Below are 22,816 nucleotides of genomic sequence, written 5' to 3'. Positions count from 1 at the left end.
GATATTACCAGCCCACCTCGACAATTAGGTGCGCTGGTAACAGATGCTGCAATCAGAAATCGATGGTCGCCGACAGCTTCGCCACCCGCGGCTCACCCTGGCTCAAATACCCACCCAACGCCGATTCCCAATACTTCTTGTTGGCCACGTTCTCCACCGTGGCACCCACTGACACATCCCGCTGAGCCACTTTGAAGTTGTAGCGTGCACCCACGTCGAAGCGGTTCCAGGTCGGCAGGCTGAGGTTGTTGGCCGCATCGGCATATTGCCCGCCGGTACGCAGCATGCGGCCGTTGAGAGTCACGCCTTGCAGGCCGGGCACGTCCCAATCCACGCCAGCATTGAGCTGAAAGGTCGGCACACCGATGGCGCGGTTGCCGTCGTTGGTGCCGTTTTGCGTGTCTTTGAGTTCGGTGTCCATGACAGTCACGCCGCCCAGCAGTCGCAAGCCATCCAGCGGTTCGCCGAAGACGTTGAGTTCTACGCCTTTGTTGATTTGCTTGCCTTCGCGCACATAGGTCGCCGAAGTCCCAACCGCGTTAATCAACGAATAACCATCGCTAGGCTGCTCGATACGGTACACACCCAACGTAGCGCCGTAGGTACCCATATCGACCTTGACGCCGGCTTCCAGCTGTTTCGAGCGTGCCGGTGCGTAGGTCTGGTTGCCGTTCGTGACCTTGACCCCGCCGGCCGACACCGGCGAGGTCGGCCCCTTGGCCAAGCCTTCGATGCGGTTGGCGTAGAGGGACACGTGGTCCCACGGTTTGAACACGATGCCGTAGACCGGAGTAGTGATCGACGCGTCGTAGTTGGCGGTGCGGGTACCGGTGCCATAAGCGTAGCCCTGGACCACCATTTCCTGGCGTCGTACACCTGCCGTGATCAGCAACCGATCATCCATGAAGCCCAGGGTGTCGGACACTGCGGCACTGCGCACGAAGGTTTTGGCGGTGATGCCCGGATCGCCCAGGTCGCCGCCCTTGAAACCACCCGGTTTGGGCTCAGGTACGTCGGACGGGTTGTAAATATTGCTGGCGTGTTTGGTCAGGTCAAAGTCGTAGGCGTTGCGGGCTTGGGTCCAGATACCGGTCAGCCCGACGTTTAGCTTGTGGCTCACCGGCCCGGTCTGGAACTTGCCGTTCAGACCGGCCATGGCGCTGGTGTTGTCTTCCTGGCGGGCAATGCGCGAGCCGGTGACGTTCGCGTTACCCAGGTTGTCGGTCAGGGTCACTGAGGAGTAGCGGCCATTTTCCTTGGTGTGCTTGGCGCCAGCGGCGAGATAGGCTGTCCAGTTGTCGTTGAGGTCGTACTCGCCGCGCAGCATGCCGAAGGTGTCTTCGATGTCGGTGGCACCCCATTGTGGCGCGTAGTTGGTATCAGCCGAGGGCACTTTGGGCACCTCGGTTGCGGTACCGAAGAACACCGAATTACGCCCGCCATTGACCCGCTGTTTCTGGTAGACAAAATCCCCCGACAAGCGCAGTGCATCACCGCGATAATCCAGGCCCACGGCAAACAGTTTCGAACGCTGGTTCTCATCATCGATGCCAGTATCGCCTTCACGCTGGGACAGGTTCACCCGTACGCCGAAGCGGTTGTCTTCGCCAAAGCGCTGGCCGATATCCAGGTGCTCGCCCACGCGACCGTCACTGCTGATATCGGTGCTGAACCGGCGCAAGGGCACATCATCGGCGCGCTTGGGTTGCAGGTTCACACCGCCGCCGATACCGGAACCGGTGGGTGTCACACCGTTGATAAAGGCGTTGGGGCCCTTGAACACCTCCACCCGTTCCAGGGCGTCGGTAGACATGATCTGGCGCGGCAGGATGCCGTACAGGCCGTTATAGGAAATGTCGTCGCCATTGAGGGGCAAACCACGGATCACAAAGACTTGGGCCTGGTTGGCGTAGCCCGAGGCTTGGCGCACGGACGAGTCGTTGAGCAACACGTCGCCGACAGTTTCGGCTTGCTGGTCACGAATCAGTTTTTCGGTGTAGGAAGACATGCTGAACGGCACATCCATGATGTCCTGGTTCCCCAGCACACCCAACTGCCCACCGCGAGCCACCTGGCCGCCGGTATACACCGGGGGCAGGGCGTTGGGGGTGATGGCTGGCGCACTGATGCTGGTGGCGCCCAACTCCAGCGTGTTGTCGTCCTGACCGCTGTTCGCATCCTGCGGGGTGTGTGGAGTGGCAGCGTGAGCGGCGAAGCTCAGGGAGCAGCAAAGGGCGAGCAGGGTGGGGCGAAACGGCGCAGCGAGTCGGGCGGGACTGGGCATGGTTGGTCCTGACGGCGTACCGTCAATTTGAGGAAAAGGGGCAACAGCGTTGCGCTTCCTCACTGCGCGAATACGACTCCGGTACGGATGATAATAATTACCATTAATGACTTGCAATAGTTTTGTCGGATTGCTGTCTGCGTGTGTGCAGGAAATTTCCGTTAACGTGCCGCGTTTGGCGGGATGCCGAGTAGAATCACGCCCTGAAAGCGATTCTTGAGGTGCGGTACGGTGGATTTACAGCAGGGTTTTGTCCTGACCCGGCATTGGCGCGATACCCCGGCGGGGACCGAAGTCAGTTTCTGGCTGGCCACCGATCGGGGGCCTCGACATATCCGCCTACCCGTGCAGCCGTCGGTGATGTTTATCCCGGTCGCCCACCGCAAGCCCACCGAGTTGCTGCTCAAGGGCGAGCGCGACGTTGAACTGCGCGCCCTTGATTTGTGCGACTTCCATCACCGCCCGGTGCTGGGGCTCTACACCCACCAGCATCGACAATTGATGGACCTGGAAAAGCGCCTGCGTAAAGCCGGCGTCGACGTCTACGAAGGCGATGTGCGCCCACCCGAACGCTACATGATGGAACGCTTTATCACCGCGCCGGTGTGGTTTGGCGGGACGCCAGGCGAGGGTGGAATGCTGCTGGACGCGCAGATGAAACCCGCGCCCGACTATCGCCCACCGCTGAAACTGGTGTCCCTGGACATCGAGACCACCGCTCAGGGCGATCTGTATTCCATCGCTCTGGAAGGCTGCGGTGAGCGCCAGGTGTACATGCTCGGTCCGCCCAACAAGAGCGACGCGGTGGACTTCAAACTCGACTATTGCGACACCCGCGCTCAACTCCTTGAGCGCCTGAACCAGTGGCTTGCCACCCATGATCCGGATGCAATCATCGGCTGGAATCTGGTGCAGTTCGACCTGCGGGTACTCCACGAGCACGCCCAGCGCCTGAACGTGCCGTTGCTGTTGGGCCGTGGCGGTGATGCCATGGGCTGGCGCGAACATGGCAGTCGCAACCACTACTTCGCCGCCGCCGCAGGACGGCTGATCATCGACGGCATTGAAGCCTTGCGCTCGGCCACCTGGACCTTTGAATCGTTCAGCCTGGAAAACGTCGCCCAGACCTTGCTCGGCGAAGGTAAATCCATCTCTACGCCGTACCAGCGCATGGACGAAATCAACCGCATGTTCGCCGAGGACAAGCCCGCGCTGGCGCGCTACAACCTCAAGGACTGCGAGCTGGTGACGCGGATTTTCGCCAAGACCGACCTGCTCAAGTTCCTTCTGGAGCGGGCCAGCGTTACCGGGTTGCCGGCTGACCGCAACGGCGGCTCGGTGGCGGCCTTCACTCACCTGTACATGCCGCTGATGCATCGCCAGGGTTTTGTCGCGCCGAACCTCGGCGACAAGCCGCCCCAGGCCAGCCCCGGCGGGTTTGTCATGGACTCACGTCCCGGCCTCTATGAATCGGTGTTGGTGCTGGACTATAAAAGTCTCTACCCGTCGATCATCCGCAGCTTCCTGATCGACCCGGTGGGCCTGATCGAAGGCCTGCGCTACCCCGACGACAGTGAGTCGGTGGAAGGCTTTCGCGGTGCCCGTTTTTCTCGTACCCGGCACTGCCTGCCGTCGATTGTGGCCCGGGTTTCAGAAGGTCGTGAAGTGGCCAAGCGTGAACACAACGCGCCGCTGTCCCAGGCCCTGAAGATCATCATGAACGCCTTCTATGGCGTGCTCGGCTCCAGCGGTTGCCGGTTCTTCGACACACGCCTGGCGTCGTCCATCACCTTGCGCGGCCACCAGATCATGCGCCAGACCCGCGAACTGGTTGAGGCCAAGGGGTATGAAGTGATCTACGGTGACACCGACTCCACTTTCGTCTGGCTCGGCAGCACCCATACCCAGGAGGATGCCACGCGCATCGGCCTGGACCTGGTGCAGCACGTGAACCAGTGGTGGCGCGAGCGCTTGCTCAACGAGTTCGGCTTGCAAAGCGCTCTGGAACTGCAATACGAAACCCACTTCAGCCGCTTCCTGATGCCGACCATTCGTGGTGCGGAGGAGGGCAGCAAGAAGCGCTATGCCGGCCTCGTCACTCGTGCCGACGGCAGCGAAGAAATGATCTACAAGGGCCTGGAAACCGTGCGCAGCGACTGGTCGCCCCTGGCCCGGCAATTCCAGCAAGAGCTCTACCAGCGGATCTTTCACCGCCAACCTCACCAGGATTATGTGCGCGACTACGTGCGCCGCACCCTGAGCGGTGAGTTCGATGAGTTGCTGATCTACCGCAAGCGACTGCGCCGGCAATTGGGCGACTACGAGCGCAACGTTCCACCTCACGTGCGTGCCGCGCGGTTGGCAGATGAATACAACGACCGCCAGGGGCGTCCGCGTCAGTATCAGAATGGCGGCTGGATCAGCTACGTGATCACCGTCAACGGCCCGGAGCCCCTGGAAGTGCGCCAGGCGCCGATTGATTACGATCACTACGTCACCCGACAATTGCAGCCGGTGGCCGATGCGATTTTGCCGTTCGTAAATGATGACTTCGCCACCTTGGTCGGTGGCCAGATGGGGCTGTTCTGAAAGACTTGCATTGAGGTTCACAGAGCCTGCAATCTTGATCTCTGACGACCATCACACGGCGCGCCTCCCCATGATCGACATCACGCTGACCGGTACCACGGTCGAACTCCAGCCTCTGCAACGGGAACACTCGGCGACCTTGCTACGCGCCGCCGCCGACGGGCAATTGTGGAACCTCAAGGTGACCAACGTCCCCGGTCCCGATACCGTTGAACAGTACATCGCTGTCGCTTTGGCCGGACGCGATGCGGGTACGGTGATGCCGTTCACCATCGTGCGTCGCGACACGGGCCAAGTGGTGGGCAGTACACGTTTCTGGAAGGTCGACCGGGTCAACCGCAAGCTGGAGGTTGGTCACACCTGGCTCAGCGAATCGGCGCAGAAATCCGCGATCAACACCGAAGCCAAGCTCTTGCTGCTGACCCACGCTTTCGAGGTAATGGAGTGTGTGCGGGTTCAGTTCACCACTGATGAACTCAACGAAAAGTCCCGGGCAGCGATTCTACGGATCGGCGCCACCCAGGAAGGCATCGTCCGCCATGAGCGCATCATGCCCGACGGACGCAAGCGCAATTCGGTGCGCTTCAGCATCATCGATTCGGAATGGTCGCAGGTGAAGGCAATGTTGCTGACAAAGCTATCTCGCTGAACCCCTGTAGTAGCTGTCGAGCGCAAGCGAGNNCTCGCTTGCGCTCGACAGCTACCACGGGGGTTAAGCCAGAGTCAGCGCAAGGCTGTCCCGGCTTCATGGCTCAGCTCCTCCACCAACTCATCCATCCGGTCCGCAATCTTCGGCGTGGTCGACAGCACAAAGCTCTTCTGGTTGCCAATGTAGGTCTCGACGATATACAGCGTATCGCCCACATCCAGACCCAGTTCCTGCAAGGTTTCATCCGGAAGGCGGATGGCGCCGTCGCCGTTCCAGTCTTCGATAATGACTTGTTTGCTGTGCATGTTGGGCTTCCGTTAAGCGATTGAACGTCCTAGCCTAACACCTCGACTATCTGCCAGGAGGCTCAATACCGTGTACACCCTCTACGGAACCCAAGGCACCGGCTCGTGCATGATCGAAATCGCCTTGCAACGCTGCGGCGTAGCGTGGCGGCAGGTCGATGCCTGTTCCTGGGAAGACAGCGTGGGTAGCGAGGCCCTGGCCAGGATTAATCCGCTCAAGCAGATTCCCACCCTGCAATTGCCCGATGGCAGTGTGCTGACGGAAAGCGCCGCGATACTGATTCACCTTGGCCTGGCGTTTCCCGCCTCAAGCCTGTTGCCCGCAGACCCCGCCCAAGTCATTCGAGGGCTGGTGTATATCGCCGCCAACTGTTACTCGGCAATTGGCATCATCGACTATCCGCAACGTTGGCTGGACAGCGATGACAACGGGTTGCAGGCGCAGTTGGTCAGCGGGGCGCGTCGACGTCTGCATCTGGCCTGGGAGGTATTTGCCGATCAGTTTGCCGGGCAACTATTCAGCGCATGTGGCGACCCGAACGCCTTGGGTATCATGGCGGCGGCCGTTTCTCGCTGGTCGGGTGGTCGGGATGCATTGCAACAATCACGGTTTGAATTTGCCCGGATTCTGGCGCGAGTGGATGCTGAATCAAGTGTGGCGCCGGTGTTTGCGCGGCATTGGCCGCAGAGGGGGTGAAATGATCATGGAAATTTCGCTGCCTGTTGCCTGGCATGTTACTCATTGGTGCGACGACCCGCCCAATTGGGGGGAGTGGTTGGACCTGACTGACGCCTTGGGCACGCCATTGATTGGAGGACTGATTGCCGGTGACGCCGTGGAGCGGCACTTCGATAATAAAACGGACGAGCAGATCGCCATGGATGCCTGCGCAAAACTGGCCGCCTGGGCCTGTGCAATCAAAAGAAACAATGAGCCCTGACGTGCCTCAGCCCCTTGCGTCGCGGGCATCCTGGCCTACGCTTTCTGAAAGCCTCGTAGGAATCATCCTTGAATTTGACTGTCGCAGACATGAAACTCAAAAACCTTGCATGGAATTCAAAGGAGGTGCGCATGTTCATCCGGTCGCTGACCCTGGCTACCTTGGTGGTTTTTACGGGGCCGCTGTTGGCCGCCGACAACCGAGGTCCGCTGGAACAGGATCAAGGTAAATTTCGCCCGCTGATTGTCATTGCGCCCAGTTCCATCGATCCGACACAGGTCAAACTCAAGGAAGACCTTGAAAAGGCTGACAACAAGCAAAAATTCGCCGAGCGCAACATGGTGCTCTACACCGTGAACTACACCAGTATCGGCACTGTGGGCCAGCGTGATGGCAAGGACTTGGGCGCCCAGGACACCAACGCACTGATCCGCTCGCTCAAACTGGGGGCCAGCGCGGGTACCAAAGTTATTCTGGTGGGCAAGGACGGCGAGAAGAAAATCGAGAAGACCGTACCGCCGGATACGCTTGATCTGGCGGAATTCTTTGGTGCTGTCGACACGATGCCGACGGCCGAAAAAGAAGCAGCAGCACCTGTCGTGCCAGAGCCTGCCCCCAGCAAGGGCGCGGCCAAAGCGGGCAAGGCAACCAAGCAGTCTGCTCCTCAACAACTGGATGATTGAACCCGTACAGGAGCCGGCTTGCCGGCTCCTGTAGAAGTGCCCTTGCAGCACCAGCGGTAACCACTGGGTTTACAGACCCTGCTGTTTCCACGGCTTGAGCCACCACGCCAATCCCCCCAACACCAGCGCGCCAGCCAAGCTGCTCAAGCCCAGCTGCCAGCCATCATTGTGCAGCGGGTGCAGTACCAGTGCTGCGAAGCCCAGCAATACCACGCTCAGCCCCCATTGCAATGGCCAGCCCAGTTGCCCAAGCAACTGTTGGCGTTGCATCAGCAGCAGGTTGGTGACGATGACGCCGCCCAACGCTGCGAGGGCGATACCCGGCAGGCCAAAAAAGAACGGCAACAGCACCAACAGCGCGGCGTTGATCACGCTGCCCAGCAGTTCGCACCGCAGGGGCAGTCGTGTGTCACCGCTGGCGTAGGCGTAGCGCGCGAGCATGGCGTTCCAGGCGCCGAATACCAACGGTGTGGCAAACCAGCTGAGCAGTGCGGGCAGGGGGCCGTCGGCACTTTGCGCCGGCATCAGCAGATGAATCAACACCGGGCTGGCGCCGATCAGGCCGAGAGCCGCAGGCAGGCTCAGCAGAGTGGCGGCGTCCAGGCCTCGGCGCAGCAGGGCCAGGCGTTGATGACCTTGCTCGCCACTCATCAAGCCCAGCAGGACTTGGTTGAGGCTCATCAGCGCAATCAACGGCAAGTTGATCAGTTTGCGTGCCAAATTGACCCAGGTGACCGCACCTTCTCCCAAGTAACTGGCGATTAGCCGTTCGAGCAATGCCAGGCCCTGGCTGGCGACGTTACTGGCCAATAACGGGCCGATGCGTGCGAGCAATTCGCGCCCGGCCGAGGCATCGCCCTTGACCTGCCAGGGACGCCAGCCGAAGGACCAGGCCGGCACCAGCAACGGCAGGCACATCAGTACGCTGCCGGCAAAGAAGCTCATCGCCAGTTCGGCGCTGTCGCTGGAGGTCCCACGGATAAACAGGTACAGCACTGGCGGCAGGTTGAACAACAGCGAACCCAGGCCCGGCAGCACAAAGCGCTGGCGAGCCTGCAACGGAATACTGAACAAGCCGTGCATCACCAGCCCCGGCGCGCATGCGGCGAGCCAGCGCAGGTTTTCAGTGGCCTGGGCGTGGGTGGCGGCATCCAGGCCCGGACCGATCAGCCGCACCCACAGCGGCGCGCCCAGTACCAGCAGCGCATAGAGCGCCAGGCCCACGCCCAGCAAGCGCGGCGACAGGCTGGCCAACCACGCGTGTTGGCGTTGTGGGTCGCGTTGTTGATAAAGGGGTAGGGCCGCCGCCGCGAGCAGGCCTGCGGCAAGGGTCATGCGCAGCGCTTCGGGCAGAAATACGGCGACCAGAAACCCGTCGCTGCGACTGCCCGCGCCCCACGCCGCCACCAGCAGCCATTCACGAGCAAAGCCGGCCACCAGTCCGGCGAGTGTCGCCACGGTCAGCCACAGCGTGCTGCCAAACATTAATGAAACAGGGTGAACAGGCCCTTGCCACCCACCTTATAAGTCAGGTCGTGAGTACGCTCGCCCATGGTCTTGGCACCACTGCCGCCAACAATTTTGTAAGGGGCGACGTTTTTGCCGATCACCGTATTGGCCGTGACCACTGAGCCGCGCCCCAGCCGTGTGCCGAAGCCAATCAGCGCACGGGTGCCAATCCACACATAATCCTCAATGTAAATCGGCCCGGAAATCGACCAGAACTCCGGTGCCTGCAAGTCATGGCTGCCGGCGATGATCAGTACGTGGGAAGCAATCGCCACGTGGTCGCCGATCACCAGGCCGGCGCGGGCATCCACCACGCAGTGCCAGCCGACTACTGAGTCCTCGCCGATGATCAGGTTATGCATGCCCAGCACTTCGGTGTTGCGCCACAGGCTTGAGCCTTTACCGATTTTTGCGCCGCCAAGACGTAACCAGGCCAGGCGCACGTGATGGCTGGGGATCTTGTTGATCAAGATGTTGTAAGCCATATCCCAGGCGTTGCGCCAGCGATCCTTGAGGGTGATCCAGTTTTTGCCGTACATCGGCACCAGGTCCGATGGAATGTCCTGTTTCAAACGATGGTACAGCTGGCGTGCAACGGGTTGCTCGATGCGCTTTTCGATGTCGATGGAGCTTATCCAGAAGCGTTTTCCCTCGCCTGCGCCCTCTTCGAAAATCACTTCGTTGGTCAGGCTCCAGGCCAGGGCCTGTTGCAAGTCTTCCAGGCTTACACCCATTTCGTTGGCCAAGCCGGGCAGCCTGTCGGGCAGATCAGTGGAGTGCAGAATCCGGTGCTTCATGGTTGGTTATCCTTGGGCGCTGGACCGTCGGCGGTTAGGGTAGGGCGCAGGCGAACTTGTTGCAGGCTGATGCCCATCAACAGCCAAAACAGTGCGATCAGTACAAAGGTGAAACTGAAATAGTGGTCGAATATCCCGGTCAGCAGTGCTGCCATCACGCCGCATACGCAACCCAGCCACAGTGCATTTTCTGCGGTGACCTTGCGCACAGGGCCGTGTGGCCGCACTTCGCGCCACCACAATACAGTGACGGTGACAAACAGCAGCAAACCCGGAATACCGATCTTGTAAATGAAGTTCAACCACAGATTGGAAATACCCAGCAGGCCCGTTCCCGGTACCGGCGGGTCTACCTTGAAGCCGATGCCCAAGGGGTAGCGTGCCATCACTTCAGGGAATTTGGCGTATTCGTCAAAGCGGATCTCGGTACTGGCGTTGGTGGTTGAGAACGTGGTCAGCAAACGCTCTTGCAGCGGCGGGTAAAACAATACAAGCGCCACCACAAAGGCCACACCTATACCGATGATTCGCCCACTGTGAGGGACGCGTTTGTAGGTGAGCCAGAACAGAATCAGCACCAGCGCGACAATCGCCCCACGGGAAATACTCAGCAGCAGTCCGGCGCAGCCCAGCACGGCTACCGTAAGTCCCAGCGCCCGACGCCAGCCGGCGCGGGTCCAGCCATAGAACAGCGCCAACGGGATAAACAGCACCAGTACACCCCCCGTCAAGTTCGGGTGAACCCAGGGCGATGCCATACGCTGGTAGTTAGCCGAGAAGATGTCTTTCACCGCCTCTGGGTGGGCGTACTTGAGGTCAGTGAGAATCTGGATCATCGACATCGCATTGCGCGTCTTGAGGAACATAAAGATCGACAGCAGCAGCATCGCCAGGTTGCCCAGCAGCAGGGCGACCACCACCTTGTCGCGGTCGGCATCGGTGCGCAGCAGCAGCGGCACGATAAACAGCAGTGACAGGTTCATCAGCCAGCGCACCCAGTTGACTGGCCCGCTGCCCTCGGCGTGGATGATGATCATGCCCCAGATAAACGGAATCGTGCTGAACAGCATCAACCACGCCAGGGCGCGTTCGGTGGGGCGCCACAGCAGAAAACCGCGGGTCTTACCGATGAACGATTGCCAGAACACACCGACCCAGGTCAGCCCCAGCACCGCCTCGCTGATGGTGGTACGGACCCCCAGCTCCAGGGTGGTGTAGGGAATGCTGGTGGCAAATACCGCAAAAATCAGCAAGCCCCACAGTGGCTTGCGGATCAGCGTCAATGCCACGCCGAGGCCAACCACGACCATCAAGACCTTTATTGGCGGCAGTGCCAGCAGCAATGCGCCGAAGATCAGGCCCAGGATCAGACTGATGAGTTTTCCTGGCAGCATCAGGGGGTCAATTCCTTGAGCAAAGTGTCCAGATTCAGGCGATAAGCCGGTTCGGCAAACTGCCTGGCCCATGCGCGTTGCGATTCGGGGTCGAGGGTGCCCACAGGGTTGGCCAACGACAACATGAGGGCCTGTAATTGTGCACCATTGTGTGGATCAAAACGCGCAGCGTCGGGCGGTGCGACTTCGTCCAGGGCCGATCCCCTGGCGACCGCCACCGGCGTGCCGACACTTAGCGCTTCCACCACTGGCAGGCCGAAGCCCTCGGCATACGAAGGCTGCCACAGGCAGGCGGCGTGCCGGTAGAGCGCCTGCAGTTGACCATCGGACAAGCCGCTGCGCCAATGCAGGCCAGCCAACCCGCCCAGTGTGTCAGGCACGTCGCTGGCGTGGCCCACCAGTACCAGGTCCGGTACGCTCGGGTCCCTGGCGCGGCTGGCTTGCCATTGTGTGAGGAAAAGCGCCATGTTCTTGCGCGGCTCCCGTGTACCCACCACCAGCCAATAGCGTGTTGGCAAACCGTCGGGCAGCGGCTCAGGTGTTTCGCTGAACGCTGGGACCAGGTTGTACAGCACGCGGAACTTGGCGCGGGCCCAGGGAAATAGCCGCGTCGCTTCGTTGCAGGAAAACTGCGACGGGCACCACACCCGATCGGCTCGCCACACTGACCAGGCGATTGATACGCCATCGATCAGGCGATAGGCCAGGGCCTTGAGTTTCGAGCGATGGAAGTTGCGCTGCGTCAGTTGAAACAGGTCATGCAGCACCAGCACATAACGGGTGCCCGCGGGTTTATGACCCAGGGGCAAACCCATGTTAGCGGTGGCGATGTACAGGTCGATACGCTGCTCACGGAGCGCTTGCGGCAGGAATTTGCGTTCGAAGCGCAGTCGCACCTGAGGCCGTTGCAAACCGTCCAAAGGGCTGGGCCAGGGCGGGCACAGCGCCGTCTCACGTTGGGGGTGAGCCAACGGTGCTTCGCTGAACAGCACCACTTCGGTGTTATCACGCTCACGCAGCGCTTGCTCCAGAGCCTTGACCTGACGGGCAATCCCCGACGAAGGCGCGACGGTGGCGGGTCGGTAATCCACAGCTACGCGCATGCTGGACGCTCCTGATGGGTAGGTAAGGCGTGGTAGATCTGCTCCAGTTCGTTACTGGCCACCGCCCAGTCGTGAAAGTTGCGCGCGTAGTCGCGTGCGGCATCAGCCAACTGCTGGGCCAGAACCGGTTGATCCAGCAAGCGAACGATGGCATCGGCCAAGGTCTCAGTGCTTTCGCCGGCCAAGTAGTGATGGTTGGCACGGATGGCCAGTCCCGATGCACCCTGGGCCGTGCTGACCAAAGGCAACCCGGCGGCCATGGCTTCCAGCACTTTGAGTTTGGACCCGCCGCCATGGCGCAGCGCCGCGACAAACCCTGCGCAACGGCGTTGCAGCGCCGTCAAGTCAGGGACAAATCCCAGCCAGTCGATACGCTCATCGGGCCAACGTGCGCGCCATTCTTCAGGCAAACCGTAGCCGGCGACGGCCAGACGGGCGGTGGGGCATTGCAGCCACACACGGGGAAAAATATCGTCCAGCAGCCACTGTACGGCGTCGAGGTTGGGCGCGTATTCATAGTTGCCGACAAACAACAGGCGCAGGCTCTGAGGGTCGGCGGTCACATCGGCAAAACCACGGCTGTCGACACCGTTGACCACTACGCTGATCGGCGTCGAAGTGACTTGGCGCATGGCTTGGGCATCGGTTTGCGTCACGGCAATGACATGGCTGGCGGCATCAAACGCCTTGCGCTCCCATTGTTCGCAGCGCCATTGATCGTAACGCACAAACAGGCTGGCCCAGGCCGGGAAGCGGTCATAGGTAGCGCCGCCCAGGCTGGATTCCAGGTTGTGCTCGGTGAGCACGAAGCTTCGGGATTGCTGTTGCAACGCCTTGAGGTACGGCTGCAGGCTGTAGCTGTGCTCAACCTGAATGACGTCCCAGGACTCACTCAGCAGTTCATCAAAACGCTGGCGCAACGGCGCCGAAAGGCCATTGACCGTGGTCAACAAAGGCCAGGGCGCGAACAGACCGCCGAGCAGGGTCAAGGGGTGTTTCAGCGGGCGACGGGGCACGACGATCAGGCGCTCCAGCAGCGGCTCAAGAGCCTCGTGCACGGCCGCATCAGCCTCGGTTTTCGACTGCGCCAGCAGGGTAATGCGATGCCCGCGCTCGCTCAGCGTGCGCAGCAAATGGTATTGCCGGGTCTTGCCGCCGCTGGTCATTGGCCATGGCAAATAGGGAACAATCCACAGGATTCTCACGTGCTGCTCTCCATACCTGAGTGCGTTACCACACCAATATCTGCAACGTCGGTTTGACCGGTGGGCGGATACCGTTGCCATCGTCAAGGGTTTGCCGGACGCCGGTCAGCGGGTCAATCAGTTCGGCGCTGTGTACCTCGGGCAGGGTGATATTTGTGCCGTCGGCGCTCCAGTACATCAACAGGTGTTTACCGTCGTCGCGGGTCCACGCGACGCTGTACAGGTTTTTCGGAGCGTCTTTGAGTGTCGGCGTGGCGCCGGGCTTGAGACGTGCGCCGGTGATTTCCAGGAAGCGCGCAAGGGCGGTATAGACGGGCTTTGGCTCACCGTTGAGGTCCAGCAGGCCGTAATGCTGGTCCCGCGCCGAGGCCCGTCCATCCAGGTCCGAAAGGGCGAACAGGAAGATCTTCTGGTAGTCCTGGGACGCCATCAGCGCCAGGCGGCGCAAGGTGTAGTCGGCTTGGCCGTCGACACCGATCAGGCGCTGCATTTCCTTGGGCCCGGCATAGCTGGACCATCCCCATTCGGTGGCCCATACGTCCTTGATCCCGGCGTTGTGCAGCAATGTATTGAGCTGGTTGCCCCGCAGTAGCACTTCGTTCTTGCCGGGCTCATCGGTTTCCGGGGTCATCGTGTAAGGGTGATAGGCCGCGACCATGCCTAGGCTTTGTACCCCCAGCGCGCCCAACGCTTCGAACATCAGGGTTTTGCCACGGGGCGGCATCTGACTGTAGTACCCCATGCCACCCATCACCTGGGTCTTGCCCGGCGCGGCGAGATTCAGCGCCTGGTGGCTGGCCAGTAACAGATGCCCGTATTCCTTGGCGTTCACTTCGGGGCGCCAGTTATTGGGCAGGTTTTGTTCGTTCCAGACCTGCCAGGCGTCGATATGCGGATAGCGCTTGGCGAGCATCGCCAGGCGCAGGGCATACACGCTGACGTCCCGGGGCGGGTATTGGTCCTGAAACGGCGCACCCTTGGGCGCAGTGGTGATAAACGGCGCTGAGCCCACCAGGTAGAACACCGAGCGGATGTTCTCCTCGGTGAGGGTGTTGTCGAGTTCGTCGAGGGTGCTCAGTTGATAGTCCTGCTTCTGAGGCTCCAGGCGATCCCAATGCAGGTCGACCCGCACCCAGTTCAGCCCCAGCTTCTGGTACCGGCTGATTTGCTTGCGGTATTGCTCTGGCTTGAACCACAGGAAGTGCGCGTTTACCCCCAGGAAATCCTTCCAAACCACGGTACGCTGAGGTGCAAGGTTCACCGGTTCGGCGTCGACTGTTTCACTCAGCAACAGGGTGCTGCCGACGGCCAGGACCAGCGTCAGTGGCAGGAAACGCGCCCAAGGGCGAATGGAAGTGTTCATCGGGATAGCTCCTTACATGCAGCCTGGAACAATTCGGCAAAACGCTGGGCCGTGTTAGGCCATTGACGTTGCCGACCGATTTCAGCGGCCTGGTCGGCCCACTGGCGAACCTGTTGCGGGTCCAGCATCAAACGGCTCAGGGCATCACTCAACGAGTCGATATCACCTTGCTGATAAGTGACGCCATTACCAGCGGCCACTTCTTCGGCAAAGGCCCGTGCATTTGAGGTGATCACGCCACGCCCGCAAGCATTGGCCCAGGACAGGGCGCCGCTGGTGCCGCGCATCTGCCCCAAAAAGCCGAGTTTTTTCGACTCGCGGTAGGGAAGCACCATCACATGGTGATCCTGGATCGTGCGTGCGATGTCGGCCGAGGGCAGGTCCAGTTGCCAATCCACCACGTCACCGAGGTGCAACGCGTCGATCTGCTGGCGCAAGCCTTCCAGGTAATTACCGGCTGGGTCGAACGTCATTTCCGGCGCCGTGCCTCCGGCCAGGGTCAGGCGTACCTGGCCACGGCATTGAGGGTTGGCCGACAGGGCGCGCGCCAGGGCTTCAAGCAAGTCCTCGATGCCTTTGCCACGATAGATAAAGCCGAAATACAGCAGACGCAAGGGTTCCATCGGCGGCAGTGCCACCGGCGCAATGACCAGGTTGCCGTGGGCAATGACCGCCGACTGGTCCGCACGTAACCCCATGCGCTGGCGCAAGCAGTCGCCGCCCAGGCGGGTGAGGGTGATCAGGCGACGCATGTGCTTGGCCACTCGCCGTTCTTCATGCAGGGTCAACGGGTCGGCCAGTAACGCTGCCGCCTGAGGCATCGGATGGGGCAGGCGTTCGAGCAAGGTCAGCGGGAAGAATAATTGGGCCCGGCGCCAGATCAATCGCTCCGGGTCATGCACGGTGGCAGTCAGCGGCAGCTGCGGGTGAGTCTGGCGCAAGTAATCCAGCGCCTGGAATTCTGCGAAGCGTCCACCGCCCAGCTCAGCATGGACCAGGTCCACGCTGCTCCAGTCAAACACGCGCAGCCGGCGCTGCAGCTCAGCCGGGTCGTGACAGCCCTTGAGCGGTGTGAGCACCTCAATGCCCAGCTCGACCAGCGCGTTGCACAAGTGCGCGGCGTAGTCGGCAATGCCGGTTTGTTCGGGTGGCAGCGGTGCCAGCAGCGCAATCCGCATCAGGCTGCTCCACGCCAGCTGTTGATCCGTGCCAGGACGTTGGCCGGCACTTCAAAGCGGCGACGGTTGAGAATGATCCCGTCGACCTTGCCGAACGCGGTGGTCAGCAGCGACAGGGCATTCTCAATGGTTGGCACGGTGCTGGTGCGGGCCTCGATCACCAGCACAATCTGGTTGGCGCGGCGCAAGGTCAGGAACGCCTGCGGGTTGGACGACAGGGCAGAGGCGTCCAGCAGCAATACTTCACCCGGTTGCGCCGCTTGTGTGCCGTTGACCGTGACCTGATGACCACGTTCTACCAGCAGGTCTTTCAACTGCTCGATGATGAATGTCACGCCTTCGCCATGGCGCGCCGAGGTCAGTCCCAGGGCAAAGCCCTCGCTGGCTATGCGGTCGGTGGGCAGCAGGCTATACAGACGATAAATACTCGCGGTCAGCGCGGCAGGTGTTGCGTCGTGCACGTCGGGGATGCTGCTCCATAGCGGTACATGGAAGACCTCTTGCAGCCGCGCGCCGTCGTGGATGCGTTGGTCCAGCAGGTACAGCACGTAGATGGTCAGCAGGCCCACGGCGAAGCCGGCCGGGATGGTGAACAGCAGAATCAGCAAGCTTTTGGGGAACACTCGCGCCGGGTTCAGGGTGGCGTGTTCGATCAAGGCAATGTTGCTGATCTGGCTGCTGTCCAGTTCGTGGTCGATGCGCGCTTGTTCAAGGTTTTCCGAGTACAGCGCATAGCTTTTCTCGGCGGTGTGCAGTTGTTGGGTCAGGCGATTGAGCTCTGGCTCCTCAGTCATCACCCGGTCACGCTCGGTGCGCAGGGCATTGAGGGTCTTGTCGTAGTCTTCGATTTGCCCGGCCAGCTTGCGCTCCTGCAATTGGGCATCGATCACTTGCTGTTTGACGTTGATTACCAGGCTGTTGGGCGCGCTGTTTTGCGAGCGCTCCAGGCGGGTGGCCTCCTGGGCGCTCAAGGCTTCCAGGTCGCGGATGTTCTGTTCAACCTGGCTGACTTGTGGCGTACCCGGCAGGTAAGTACGCAGCAGGCGCGCACGTTCTACTTGCAAGGTGTTGAGCTGGCGTTTGAGGTCCAGTTGGGTGGGGTTGAGGCTGGTTTCCCGCATCGTCACCACTTCGGAAGGCTGGTTTTTGATCTGCTGGGCGGCGTTGACCAGGAAGCTGCGAATCCCCGAGAGCTGGTTTTGCGCGCCGACTTTAGCGTCGGTGATGCGGTCGATCTGGCTGGTGAGGTTTTCCAGGCGCGCCTGGACACTGATCGAATCGATCTGCTTCAAGCGGCCTTGCAGTTCTTCCTTGAGACCCAGGATGGTTGCGGCGACCTTGGCCCCTTCGGTTTCATAGAAGGTATGCAGGCTCTTGCGCCCGAGGATTCGTGCCCGCTCTTCGAGGTAGGCATCGACCCAGGTCTGCACGACTTTTTGCGCGACTGCCGGGTCGTCCCAGGTGAAGGATATTTCGATCACCGAGGAACCGGGTTCATGGCTGGCCTTAAAGTTTTTTTCCAGCCCGGTTGCCAAGCGCTCCAGCGGGCTTTGCTTCTCGGCCAGGCCGATAAACTGCAGCACGCTGCGTATGCCATCGATTACGGTGCCGACGGCCTTCTTGACGTAGAACTTGGTGGTTTTCCAGAACCCTTGCGGCGGCTCGGAGGTCATGGCCAGGTAGCGCTCGGCAACGATGTGCACGATAGGCCGACCGGTGAGCATTTTCTCCTCGTCAACGATGGGGTCGTGCTGGGTGCTCGGAGCAATCAGCGTCTGACGGTTGCCGGCTTCGATGGGCACCGTGGTGTTATCCCGCCCCGGCTTGACCAGCAAGCGTGCATCGGACTCATAACGAGCCGGCAACAGGAAGGCACCCAGCACGGCGACCACGATGGTGGTGATCACTGCCAGCTTGAATTCGCGGCGGAAAATGAAGAACAACCGCAGCAAGTCGCGTAGAGAGCGGATTTCGATCACAGGATCACTCCGTTGAATAAGTGTTGTATGCCGGATGGAGTCAGCAGGTTCGAGTGATACCAAACCTGCGCCATGATCATGGGCTGAGGTTGTAGGTGGTATTGCCGGACGTGTTATTGAGCTGATAATTCAAGCCCAGCCCAACCCCTTTGTTAACCGGAAACAGCTTGGTGAAGTACATATCCACCGCTTCCACCGTGGCACCGATGGTCGACTGCGGCACATAGATCAAATCCCCTCGTTGCAAGGTTACCAACGGATGCGTCGGGTCTTTCAACATGCTGGTCACGTCGATGTAGTAAAGCCTGTACTTGCCGTCAGGCCCGGTACGTAGCAGCGCAATGTTGGAACTGTCCGCCGACGGCAGCACACCGCCGGAACTGAATAGCGCCTGCTCCACGCTGACCTGGCCCGCCAGGTTGAAGAACGCCGGGTTAGGCACCGCGCCGCCGATAAACACGCGATTGCTCGGGGCGCTGGCGATGTTTACCGTCACCGCCGGCTCGCGGTAGATGCGTTTGAACTTGTCGCTGATCTCCTTGCCCAGGTCCTCTGGCGTGCGTAATGCAGCCTTGACCCGACCGATGTTGGGCATCGAGATCACACCGTCAGGGCGCACCACAAAGAGCGTCATCTCATCGGCAGTAGCCGGCTCCTGGGCGTCACGCACGATGCGCAGGGAATCACCGCTCTGGATCAGCACCTGCGCCGGCGGCAGATCGGCCAGGGTCAGCGCGGCTTGATGGCCGGCCTTGAGCGTATCGTTGTCAGGAAGCGGCACCCGCGCAGGGGTCGAACAGCCAGCCAGCCAGATTGAGGTACTCAGGAGGCCGAGCAGGGTAAGACGGGAACGTCGGTTGATAATCTTCATGACGGCTCAAGTCCAGTAGGTAGAGAACATACCCAGGCGCTGCTTGAGCGATTTGGGCAGGTAGCGTTCAAGGTGGCCGAGGCGATAGCCCAGCAATTTAAAGGCACTGCGCACCACGACTTCCGGTGTGCGATGCAAGGCTCCGGCTTCGCGCAGCGCGCGAAGTTCGGCCAGTACATAGCGTTTACCTTCACCGCCAGCGTCACCAAATGCCTGGCGAATCCACGGCTCACGGCCGTAGAACACCCCGATATCGAAGTAACGGTGAAACTCATCCATAAGAGCGTAATCGTGGGAGTGATAAACCTCGGCGGCGGCGTAGCGCACCTTGTAGCCGTCGAGCAGCATGCGCGCGGCAACGTAGGCGTCTTCGCTGCCGATCACGTCGGCTGGAAAACCACCCACTGCTTCCAGGGTGCTGCGTCGGTACACGGAAAAGGAGTCGGAGCTGAAACAGGTCTTGATCCCAAGCTCCGGGACATCGGCCAGGCTTTTGCTGCGGCTCTGGGCCGGGTAGTTGAAGTGCCGCGATTGCGCGCCCAGTAGGCCGGCGCCGGGGTGGGGCAGTTGGCGTCCATAGGCGACGCCGTTGAGCGGGTCGAGCTGTAATTCATCGATCAGGTTGGCGAAGGTGTGCGCATGGGCGGGGATCGCGTCCTGAGTCATGACGATCAATGCTTCGCCGCCGACGTGTTCGCTGGCCCAACGACGAGTACCGCCGTGATTGAAGTCCTTGGCGTCGATCACCTCGACCCGGGCGCCAAACTCGCGAAAACGCGCCACGGTGTTATCGCTTGAGGCGCTGTCGACCACCAGCATTTCGTCCGGCTGCAAGGTTTGCATCCGCAGTGCGGGCAACAGTCGATCCAGATGGCTGGACGCATTGCGGGTGGGGATGATCAACGAGATGCGCATCAGGGGTTTACGTCCTGAGGCGCCCGACCGTAGATATCGTCAAACCGCACAATATCGTCTTCTCCCAGGTATTCGCCGCTCTGCACCTCGATCATCACCAGGTCGATGATGCCGGGGTTGGTCAGGCGATGTTTGTGCCCGGCTGGAATATAGGTGGACTCGTTCATGTTGAGCAGGATTTCACGGTCGCCATTGGTGATCATGGCCGCGCCGCTGACGACTACCCAGTGCTCGCTGCGGTGGTGATGCATTTGCAGGGACAGTGAACCCTTGGGCTTGACCACGATGCGCTTGATCTTGAACCGGGTGCTTTCTTCCAGCACCGTGTAGGTGCCCCACGGCCGGGTGACGGTGCGGTGCAGGCTGAACGCCGGATGGTTCTGGCGTTTGAGTTCGGCCACGATGTAGCGCACATCCTGGCTGCGATTGGCATCGGCAATCAGGATCGCGTCCGGGGTATCGACGATGATCAGGTCGCGCACGCCCACCGCACCGAGAACGCGCTTGGGCGAGTCGATGTAGCAGTTGTGTACGTCATGCAGGATGGCTTCGCCGTTGACCTGATTGCCGTGTTCGTCGCCGGGGGTGAGTTGGCGCAGGGCTTCCCAGGAACCAATGTCGCTCCAGCCGATATCGCAGGGCACCACGGCAACCTGGGCGGATTTTTCCATCAGGGCCACGTCGATGGAAATATCCGGCGCGGTGCTGAAACCTTCGGCATTCAGTTCGCGCTGGCGGGAGTGGTTGTTTGTCAGGGTCTGGCTGTGGTCAAGCGCCGCCTTGGCCGCGTCCAGTACGGCGGGAGCATGGGTGGCCAGTTCTTCCAGCAGCGTGGCGGCCTTGAAGCAAAACATCCCGGCGTTCCACAAGTGCTTGCCGCCCTCCAGGTACGTCTGGGCGGTGGCCAGGTCCGGTTTCTCGACGAAGCGCTTGACCCGGAAGCCCTGGCTCAGGGCGTCACCTTGTTCGATGTAGCCAAAACCGGTTTCCGGACGGTCCGGCTGGATGCCGAAGGTTACCAGGTAGCCAGCCTCGGCCAGGTCGCGAGCCTGGGCCACGGCCTCGGCAAAGGCGCTTTCATCAAGGATCAAATGATCGGCGGGCATTACCAGCAATTGGGCATCGGCGCCGAAATGCTCCTGCACATGCAACGCGGCCACGGCAATGGCGGCGGCGGTGTTGCGGCCGAAAGGTTCCAACAACAGGTCCAGGCCCAGTTGCGTCTTGTTGACTGCGCGATAGTCGTCCAGGGTGCGAAACAGCAGGTCACGGTTGGTCACCGTCAACACGCTTTCCACGCCAGGCAACTGGCTGGCCCGCAGGAAGGTCTTCTGCAACAGGCTCTGGTCGTCGCGCATGCGCATGAACGGCTTGGGCATGTTCTGCCGGGATACTGGCCACAAACGAGTACCCGAACCACCGGAAATGATGCAGGGGATTAATCCGTTGAGGGTATTCATTAATAGACTTCCTTGGTGGAAAGAACGGCAGGGACCGTCATGAACACGATGTACAAATCGAACCATACCGACCATTTGGAGATGTACTCCAAGTCGTACTCGACGCGTTTTTGAATTTTGTAGAGCGTGTCGGTTTCACCGCGATAGCCGTTGATCTGGGCCCATCCGGTGATGCCCGGCTTGACTCGGTGCCTTGAGCTGTACTCGCTGACAGCCTCCTCAAAAGGAACACCGGCAGCTTTGGTGGCGGTGGCATGAGGGCGTGGGCCGACCATCGACATGTTGCCCAGCAGCACGTTGAACAGCTGCGGCAGCTCGTCGATGCTGGTCTTGCGAATGATCCGACCTACCCGGGTGATACGTGGGTCTTCGCGGGTGGTCTGGCGGTCGGCGTTATGGTCGGTCTGATCGGTGTACATCGAGCGGAACTTGAACACCCGGATCACATTGTCGTTGTAGCCAAAACGGTTCTGGCGAAACAACACCGGGCCCTTGGAGTCGAGTTTGATGGTGATGGCCGTCACCAGCATCAGCGGAGACAACACCACCAGACAGAGGCTGGCCAGCAGCAGGTCTTCGCAGCGCTTGATAAACGGCGACCAGCCGCGCAGGGGCAATTGCGAGGTATTGAACATCAGAATGCCGCCGACATCGGTGATGCGGTTATGGCCATAGCGCAGGGCGGCCATGTCCGGTACCAGCATGACGTTGACGGACATCTGCCGCAGGCGCTTGACCAGCCCGTTGATACGCTGCTCGGCGGCCCAGGGCAGGGTGATCATCACCTGGTTGACCTGCTCGGAACGGATCAGTTTTTCCAGGTCGCGAGTGTTGCCCAGCAGGGGCAGGTTGCTCAGCTCCTTGGGGATACGCTCGGTACGGTCGTCGATAAAGCCGATCAGGCCGGAGCGGATATCACTGTTGCGCGAAAGGTGCTCGGCAACGTGCACGGCAGTGTCGGTGAAGCCGAGAATCACCGTGCGTTGCAGGTATTTGCCATTCTTCATCAGGTTGCGATACAGGCGCAGCATCAGGATGCGCTCAACGCCGAACAGTCCCAGGCTGGTGGTGAACCAGAACATCAGGTTGCGCGGGCTCAACTGCGGGAACAGCAGCAATATCTGATACATGAACAGCAGGATGCAGAACGCCGACGTCCAGGCTACCAACATGACCCGAAAGCGCAGGCGATTGCTGAACAGACCCTCGGAGTACACCCCCAGGGCCTGGAACAGAATAATGGTCAGCGTCGCGAAAAACAGCAGCAGGCCGAGGAAGTGGTTACGCAGTTCTGCTTCCATAGGCTGCGGGTAGAACAACAAGACCACCGCAGGCAACACCGCTGTTGCACCATGGAGCAATTTGACGAACACCACAAAAAACTCGATAAAGCCGGTACGAGTCAGAAACAGACTATCGACCGACGACTTCTCACTCATGAATCATCCCTCGTTGCACCACCAGGACGTCTCTATTCGGCTGTTCATCCCTATAAAGCAGGGATCGCTTTATAAAGGGTGCAAGTCGGACAGCGGCTTCGCTGGGTAAAACGCAATTGCCTGTCTAAGGACTGCAGGGAATATGCGAGTAA

The 22,816-nt window shown here is 60.6% G+C and carries 18 protein-coding genes and 1 pseudogene; 5 read left to right on the top strand and 14 right to left on the bottom strand.

The features are described from left to right. Positions 1–52: 52 nt before the first annotated feature. The gene (locus tag J7E41_RS22200; RefSeq protein WP_214996264.1) at positions 53–2,284 is read right to left on the bottom strand and encodes a TonB-dependent receptor; all 2,232 of its coding nucleotides are present in this window, start codon (positions 2,282–2,284) and stop codon (positions 53–55) included. Positions 2,285–2,515: 231 nt separating this feature from the next. On the opposite strand from J7E41_RS22200, the gene J7E41_RS22195 reads away from it, so the two are divergent. Both J7E41_RS22195 and J7E41_RS22190 read left to right on the top strand, forming a co-directional pair. Beyond that, entirely contained in the window at positions 2,516–4,873 is a 2,358-nt protein-coding gene (locus J7E41_RS22195; RefSeq protein ID WP_214996262.1) for a DNA polymerase II, read from the top strand. A gap of 70 nt (positions 4,874–4,943) precedes the next feature. Next, a complete protein-coding gene (locus J7E41_RS22190; RefSeq protein ID WP_214996260.1) occupies positions 4,944–5,522 on the top strand; it encodes a GNAT family N-acetyltransferase in 579 nt (192 codons plus the stop codon). A 74-nt stretch (positions 5,523–5,596) separates the two neighbouring features. Here J7E41_RS22190 and J7E41_RS22185 read toward each other — a convergent pair whose 3' ends face one another. Beyond that, entirely contained in the window at positions 5,597–5,827 is a 231-nt protein-coding gene (locus J7E41_RS22185; protein WP_214996258.1) for an AbrB/MazE/SpoVT family DNA-binding domain-containing protein, read from the bottom strand. A gap of 70 nt (positions 5,828–5,897) precedes the next feature. On the opposite strand from J7E41_RS22185, the gene J7E41_RS22180 reads away from it, so the two are divergent. From J7E41_RS22180 to J7E41_RS22170, 3 genes and pseudogenes are all read left to right on the top strand, one after another. Next, positions 5,898–6,524 carry a glutathione S-transferase N-terminal domain-containing protein gene (locus tag J7E41_RS22180; RefSeq protein ID WP_214996256.1) on the top strand — a complete coding sequence of 209 codons (627 nt, stop codon included), beginning with the start codon at positions 5,898–5,900 and terminating at the stop codon, positions 6,522–6,524. Positions 6,525–6,570: 46 nt separating this feature from the next. Beyond that, a pseudogene (locus tag J7E41_RS22175) lies at positions 6,571–6,768 on the top strand (amine oxidase); the annotation flags it as partial. 131 nt (positions 6,769–6,899) lie between these two features. Beyond that, entirely contained in the window at positions 6,900–7,451 is a 552-nt protein-coding gene (locus J7E41_RS22170; RefSeq protein ID WP_214996253.1) for a DUF4174 domain-containing protein, read from the top strand. A gap of 69 nt (positions 7,452–7,520) precedes the next feature. Here the strand turns inward: J7E41_RS22170 and J7E41_RS22165 are convergent, their stop codons facing one another. The 12 genes from J7E41_RS22165 to J7E41_RS22110 form a co-directional block, all read right to left on the bottom strand. Then, positions 7,521–8,936, bottom strand: a complete 1,416-nt coding sequence (locus tag J7E41_RS22165; protein ID WP_214996251.1) for an oligosaccharide flippase family protein — start codon at positions 8,934–8,936, stop codon at positions 7,521–7,523. Next, the gene (locus J7E41_RS22160; RefSeq protein ID WP_214996249.1) at positions 8,936–9,757 is read right to left on the bottom strand and encodes an acyltransferase; all 822 of its coding nucleotides are present in this window, start codon (positions 9,755–9,757) and stop codon (positions 8,936–8,938) included. Before J7E41_RS22160 ends, J7E41_RS22165 begins: the two co-directional genes overlap by 1 nt. Further along, positions 9,754–11,151 carry an O-antigen ligase family protein gene (locus J7E41_RS22155; RefSeq protein ID WP_214996247.1) on the bottom strand — a complete coding sequence of 466 codons (1,398 nt, stop codon included), beginning with the start codon at positions 11,149–11,151 and terminating at the stop codon, positions 9,754–9,756. Before J7E41_RS22155 ends, J7E41_RS22160 begins: the two co-directional genes overlap by 4 nt. After that, positions 11,151–12,254: a glycosyltransferase family 4 protein gene (locus J7E41_RS22150; RefSeq protein WP_214996245.1), complete on the bottom strand. Its 1,104-nt coding sequence runs from the start codon at positions 12,252–12,254 to the stop codon at positions 11,151–11,153. Before J7E41_RS22150 ends, J7E41_RS22155 begins: the two co-directional genes overlap by 1 nt. Next, on the bottom strand, positions 12,245–13,459 hold the full coding sequence (locus tag J7E41_RS22145) for a glycosyltransferase family 4 protein (RefSeq protein ID WP_214996243.1): 1,215 nt from the start codon (positions 13,457–13,459) through the stop codon (positions 12,245–12,247). Before J7E41_RS22145 ends, J7E41_RS22150 begins: the two co-directional genes overlap by 10 nt. Before the next feature lie 25 nt (positions 13,460–13,484). Then, entirely contained in the window at positions 13,485–14,822 is a 1,338-nt protein-coding gene (locus tag J7E41_RS22140) for a beta-galactosidase (protein ID WP_214996241.1), read from the bottom strand. Next, positions 14,819–16,000: a glycosyltransferase gene (locus tag J7E41_RS22135; protein ID WP_214996239.1), complete on the bottom strand. Its 1,182-nt coding sequence runs from the start codon at positions 15,998–16,000 to the stop codon at positions 14,819–14,821. The genes J7E41_RS22140 and J7E41_RS22135 overlap by 4 nt, the downstream gene beginning before the upstream one ends. After that, positions 16,000–17,979 (bottom strand): GumC family protein, encoded by a 1,980-nt coding sequence (locus J7E41_RS22130; RefSeq protein WP_214996237.1) that lies wholly within the window; start codon positions 17,977–17,979, stop codon positions 16,000–16,002. Before J7E41_RS22130 ends, J7E41_RS22135 begins: the two co-directional genes overlap by 1 nt. 76 nt (positions 17,980–18,055) lie before the next feature. Continuing rightward, positions 18,056–18,850, bottom strand: coding sequence for a polysaccharide biosynthesis/export family protein (locus tag J7E41_RS22125; RefSeq protein WP_214996235.1), 795 nt, complete (start codon positions 18,848–18,850; stop codon positions 18,056–18,058). Between the two features lie 6 nt (positions 18,851–18,856). Then, positions 18,857–19,765 (bottom strand): glycosyltransferase family 2 protein, encoded by a 909-nt coding sequence (locus J7E41_RS22120; protein WP_214996233.1) that lies wholly within the window; start codon positions 19,763–19,765, stop codon positions 18,857–18,859. Further along, positions 19,765–21,225: a mannose-1-phosphate guanylyltransferase/mannose-6-phosphate isomerase gene (locus J7E41_RS22115; RefSeq protein ID WP_214996231.1), complete on the bottom strand. Its 1,461-nt coding sequence runs from the start codon at positions 21,223–21,225 to the stop codon at positions 19,765–19,767. Before J7E41_RS22115 ends, J7E41_RS22120 begins: the two co-directional genes overlap by 1 nt. Beyond that, complete coding sequence (locus tag J7E41_RS22110; RefSeq protein WP_214996229.1) at positions 21,225–22,664, bottom strand: undecaprenyl-phosphate glucose phosphotransferase; 1,440 nt, start codon at positions 22,662–22,664, stop codon at positions 21,225–21,227. Before J7E41_RS22110 ends, J7E41_RS22115 begins: the two co-directional genes overlap by 1 nt. Positions 22,665–22,816 lie beyond the last annotated feature (152 nt).

This window comes from Pseudomonas fluorescens, assembly GCF_018614655.1.
GTDB classification, from domain to species: domain Bacteria; phylum Pseudomonadota; class Gammaproteobacteria; order Pseudomonadales; family Pseudomonadaceae; genus Aquipseudomonas; species Aquipseudomonas fluorescens_BX.
The sequence above is the reverse complement of the archived record's forward strand: the minus strand, read 5'-3'. Positions and strand labels throughout refer to the sequence as shown.

Coding starts and splice junctions, on each gene's coding strand:
- J7E41_RS22120 (WP_214996233.1), bottom strand. CDS start 19,765: ATGCGCATCTCGTTGATCATCCCCACCCGCAATGCGTCCAGCCATCTG.
- J7E41_RS22115 (WP_214996231.1), bottom strand. CDS start 21,225: ATGAATACCCTCAACGGATTAATCCCCTGCATCATTTCCGGTGGTTCG.
- J7E41_RS22165 (WP_214996251.1), bottom strand. CDS start 8,936: ATGTTTGGCAGCACGCTGTGGCTGACCGTGGCGACACTCGCCGGACTG.
- J7E41_RS22190 (WP_214996260.1), top strand. CDS start 4,944: ATGATCGACATCACGCTGACCGGTACCACGGTCGAACTCCAGCCTCTG.
- J7E41_RS22155 (WP_214996247.1), bottom strand. CDS start 11,151: ATGCTGCCAGGAAAACTCATCAGTCTGATCCTGGGCCTGATCTTCGGC.
- J7E41_RS22150 (WP_214996245.1), bottom strand. CDS start 12,254: ATGCGCGTAGCTGTGGATTACCGACCCGCCACCGTCGCGCCTTCGTCG.
- J7E41_RS22160 (WP_214996249.1), bottom strand. CDS start 9,757: ATGAAGCACCGGATTCTGCACTCCACTGATCTGCCCGACAGGCTGCCC.
- J7E41_RS22185 (WP_214996258.1), bottom strand. CDS start 5,827: ATGCACAGCAAACAAGTCATTATCGAAGACTGGAACGGCGACGGCGCC.
- J7E41_RS22140 (WP_214996241.1), bottom strand. CDS start 14,822: ATGAACACTTCCATTCGCCCTTGGGCGCGTTTCCTGCCACTGACGCTG.
- J7E41_RS22135 (WP_214996239.1), bottom strand. CDS start 16,000: ATGCGGATTGCGCTGCTGGCACCGCTGCCACCCGAACAAACCGGCATT.
- J7E41_RS22170 (WP_214996253.1), top strand. CDS start 6,900: ATGTTCATCCGGTCGCTGACCCTGGCTACCTTGGTGGTTTTTACGGGG.
- J7E41_RS22110 (WP_214996229.1), bottom strand. CDS start 22,664: ATGAGTGAGAAGTCGTCGGTCGATAGTCTGTTTCTGACTCGTACCGGC.
- J7E41_RS22200 (WP_214996264.1), bottom strand. CDS start 2,284: ATGCCCAGTCCCGCCCGACTCGCTGCGCCGTTTCGCCCCACCCTGCTC.
- J7E41_RS22125 (WP_214996235.1), bottom strand. CDS start 18,850: ATGAAGATTATCAACCGACGTTCCCGTCTTACCCTGCTCGGCCTCCTG.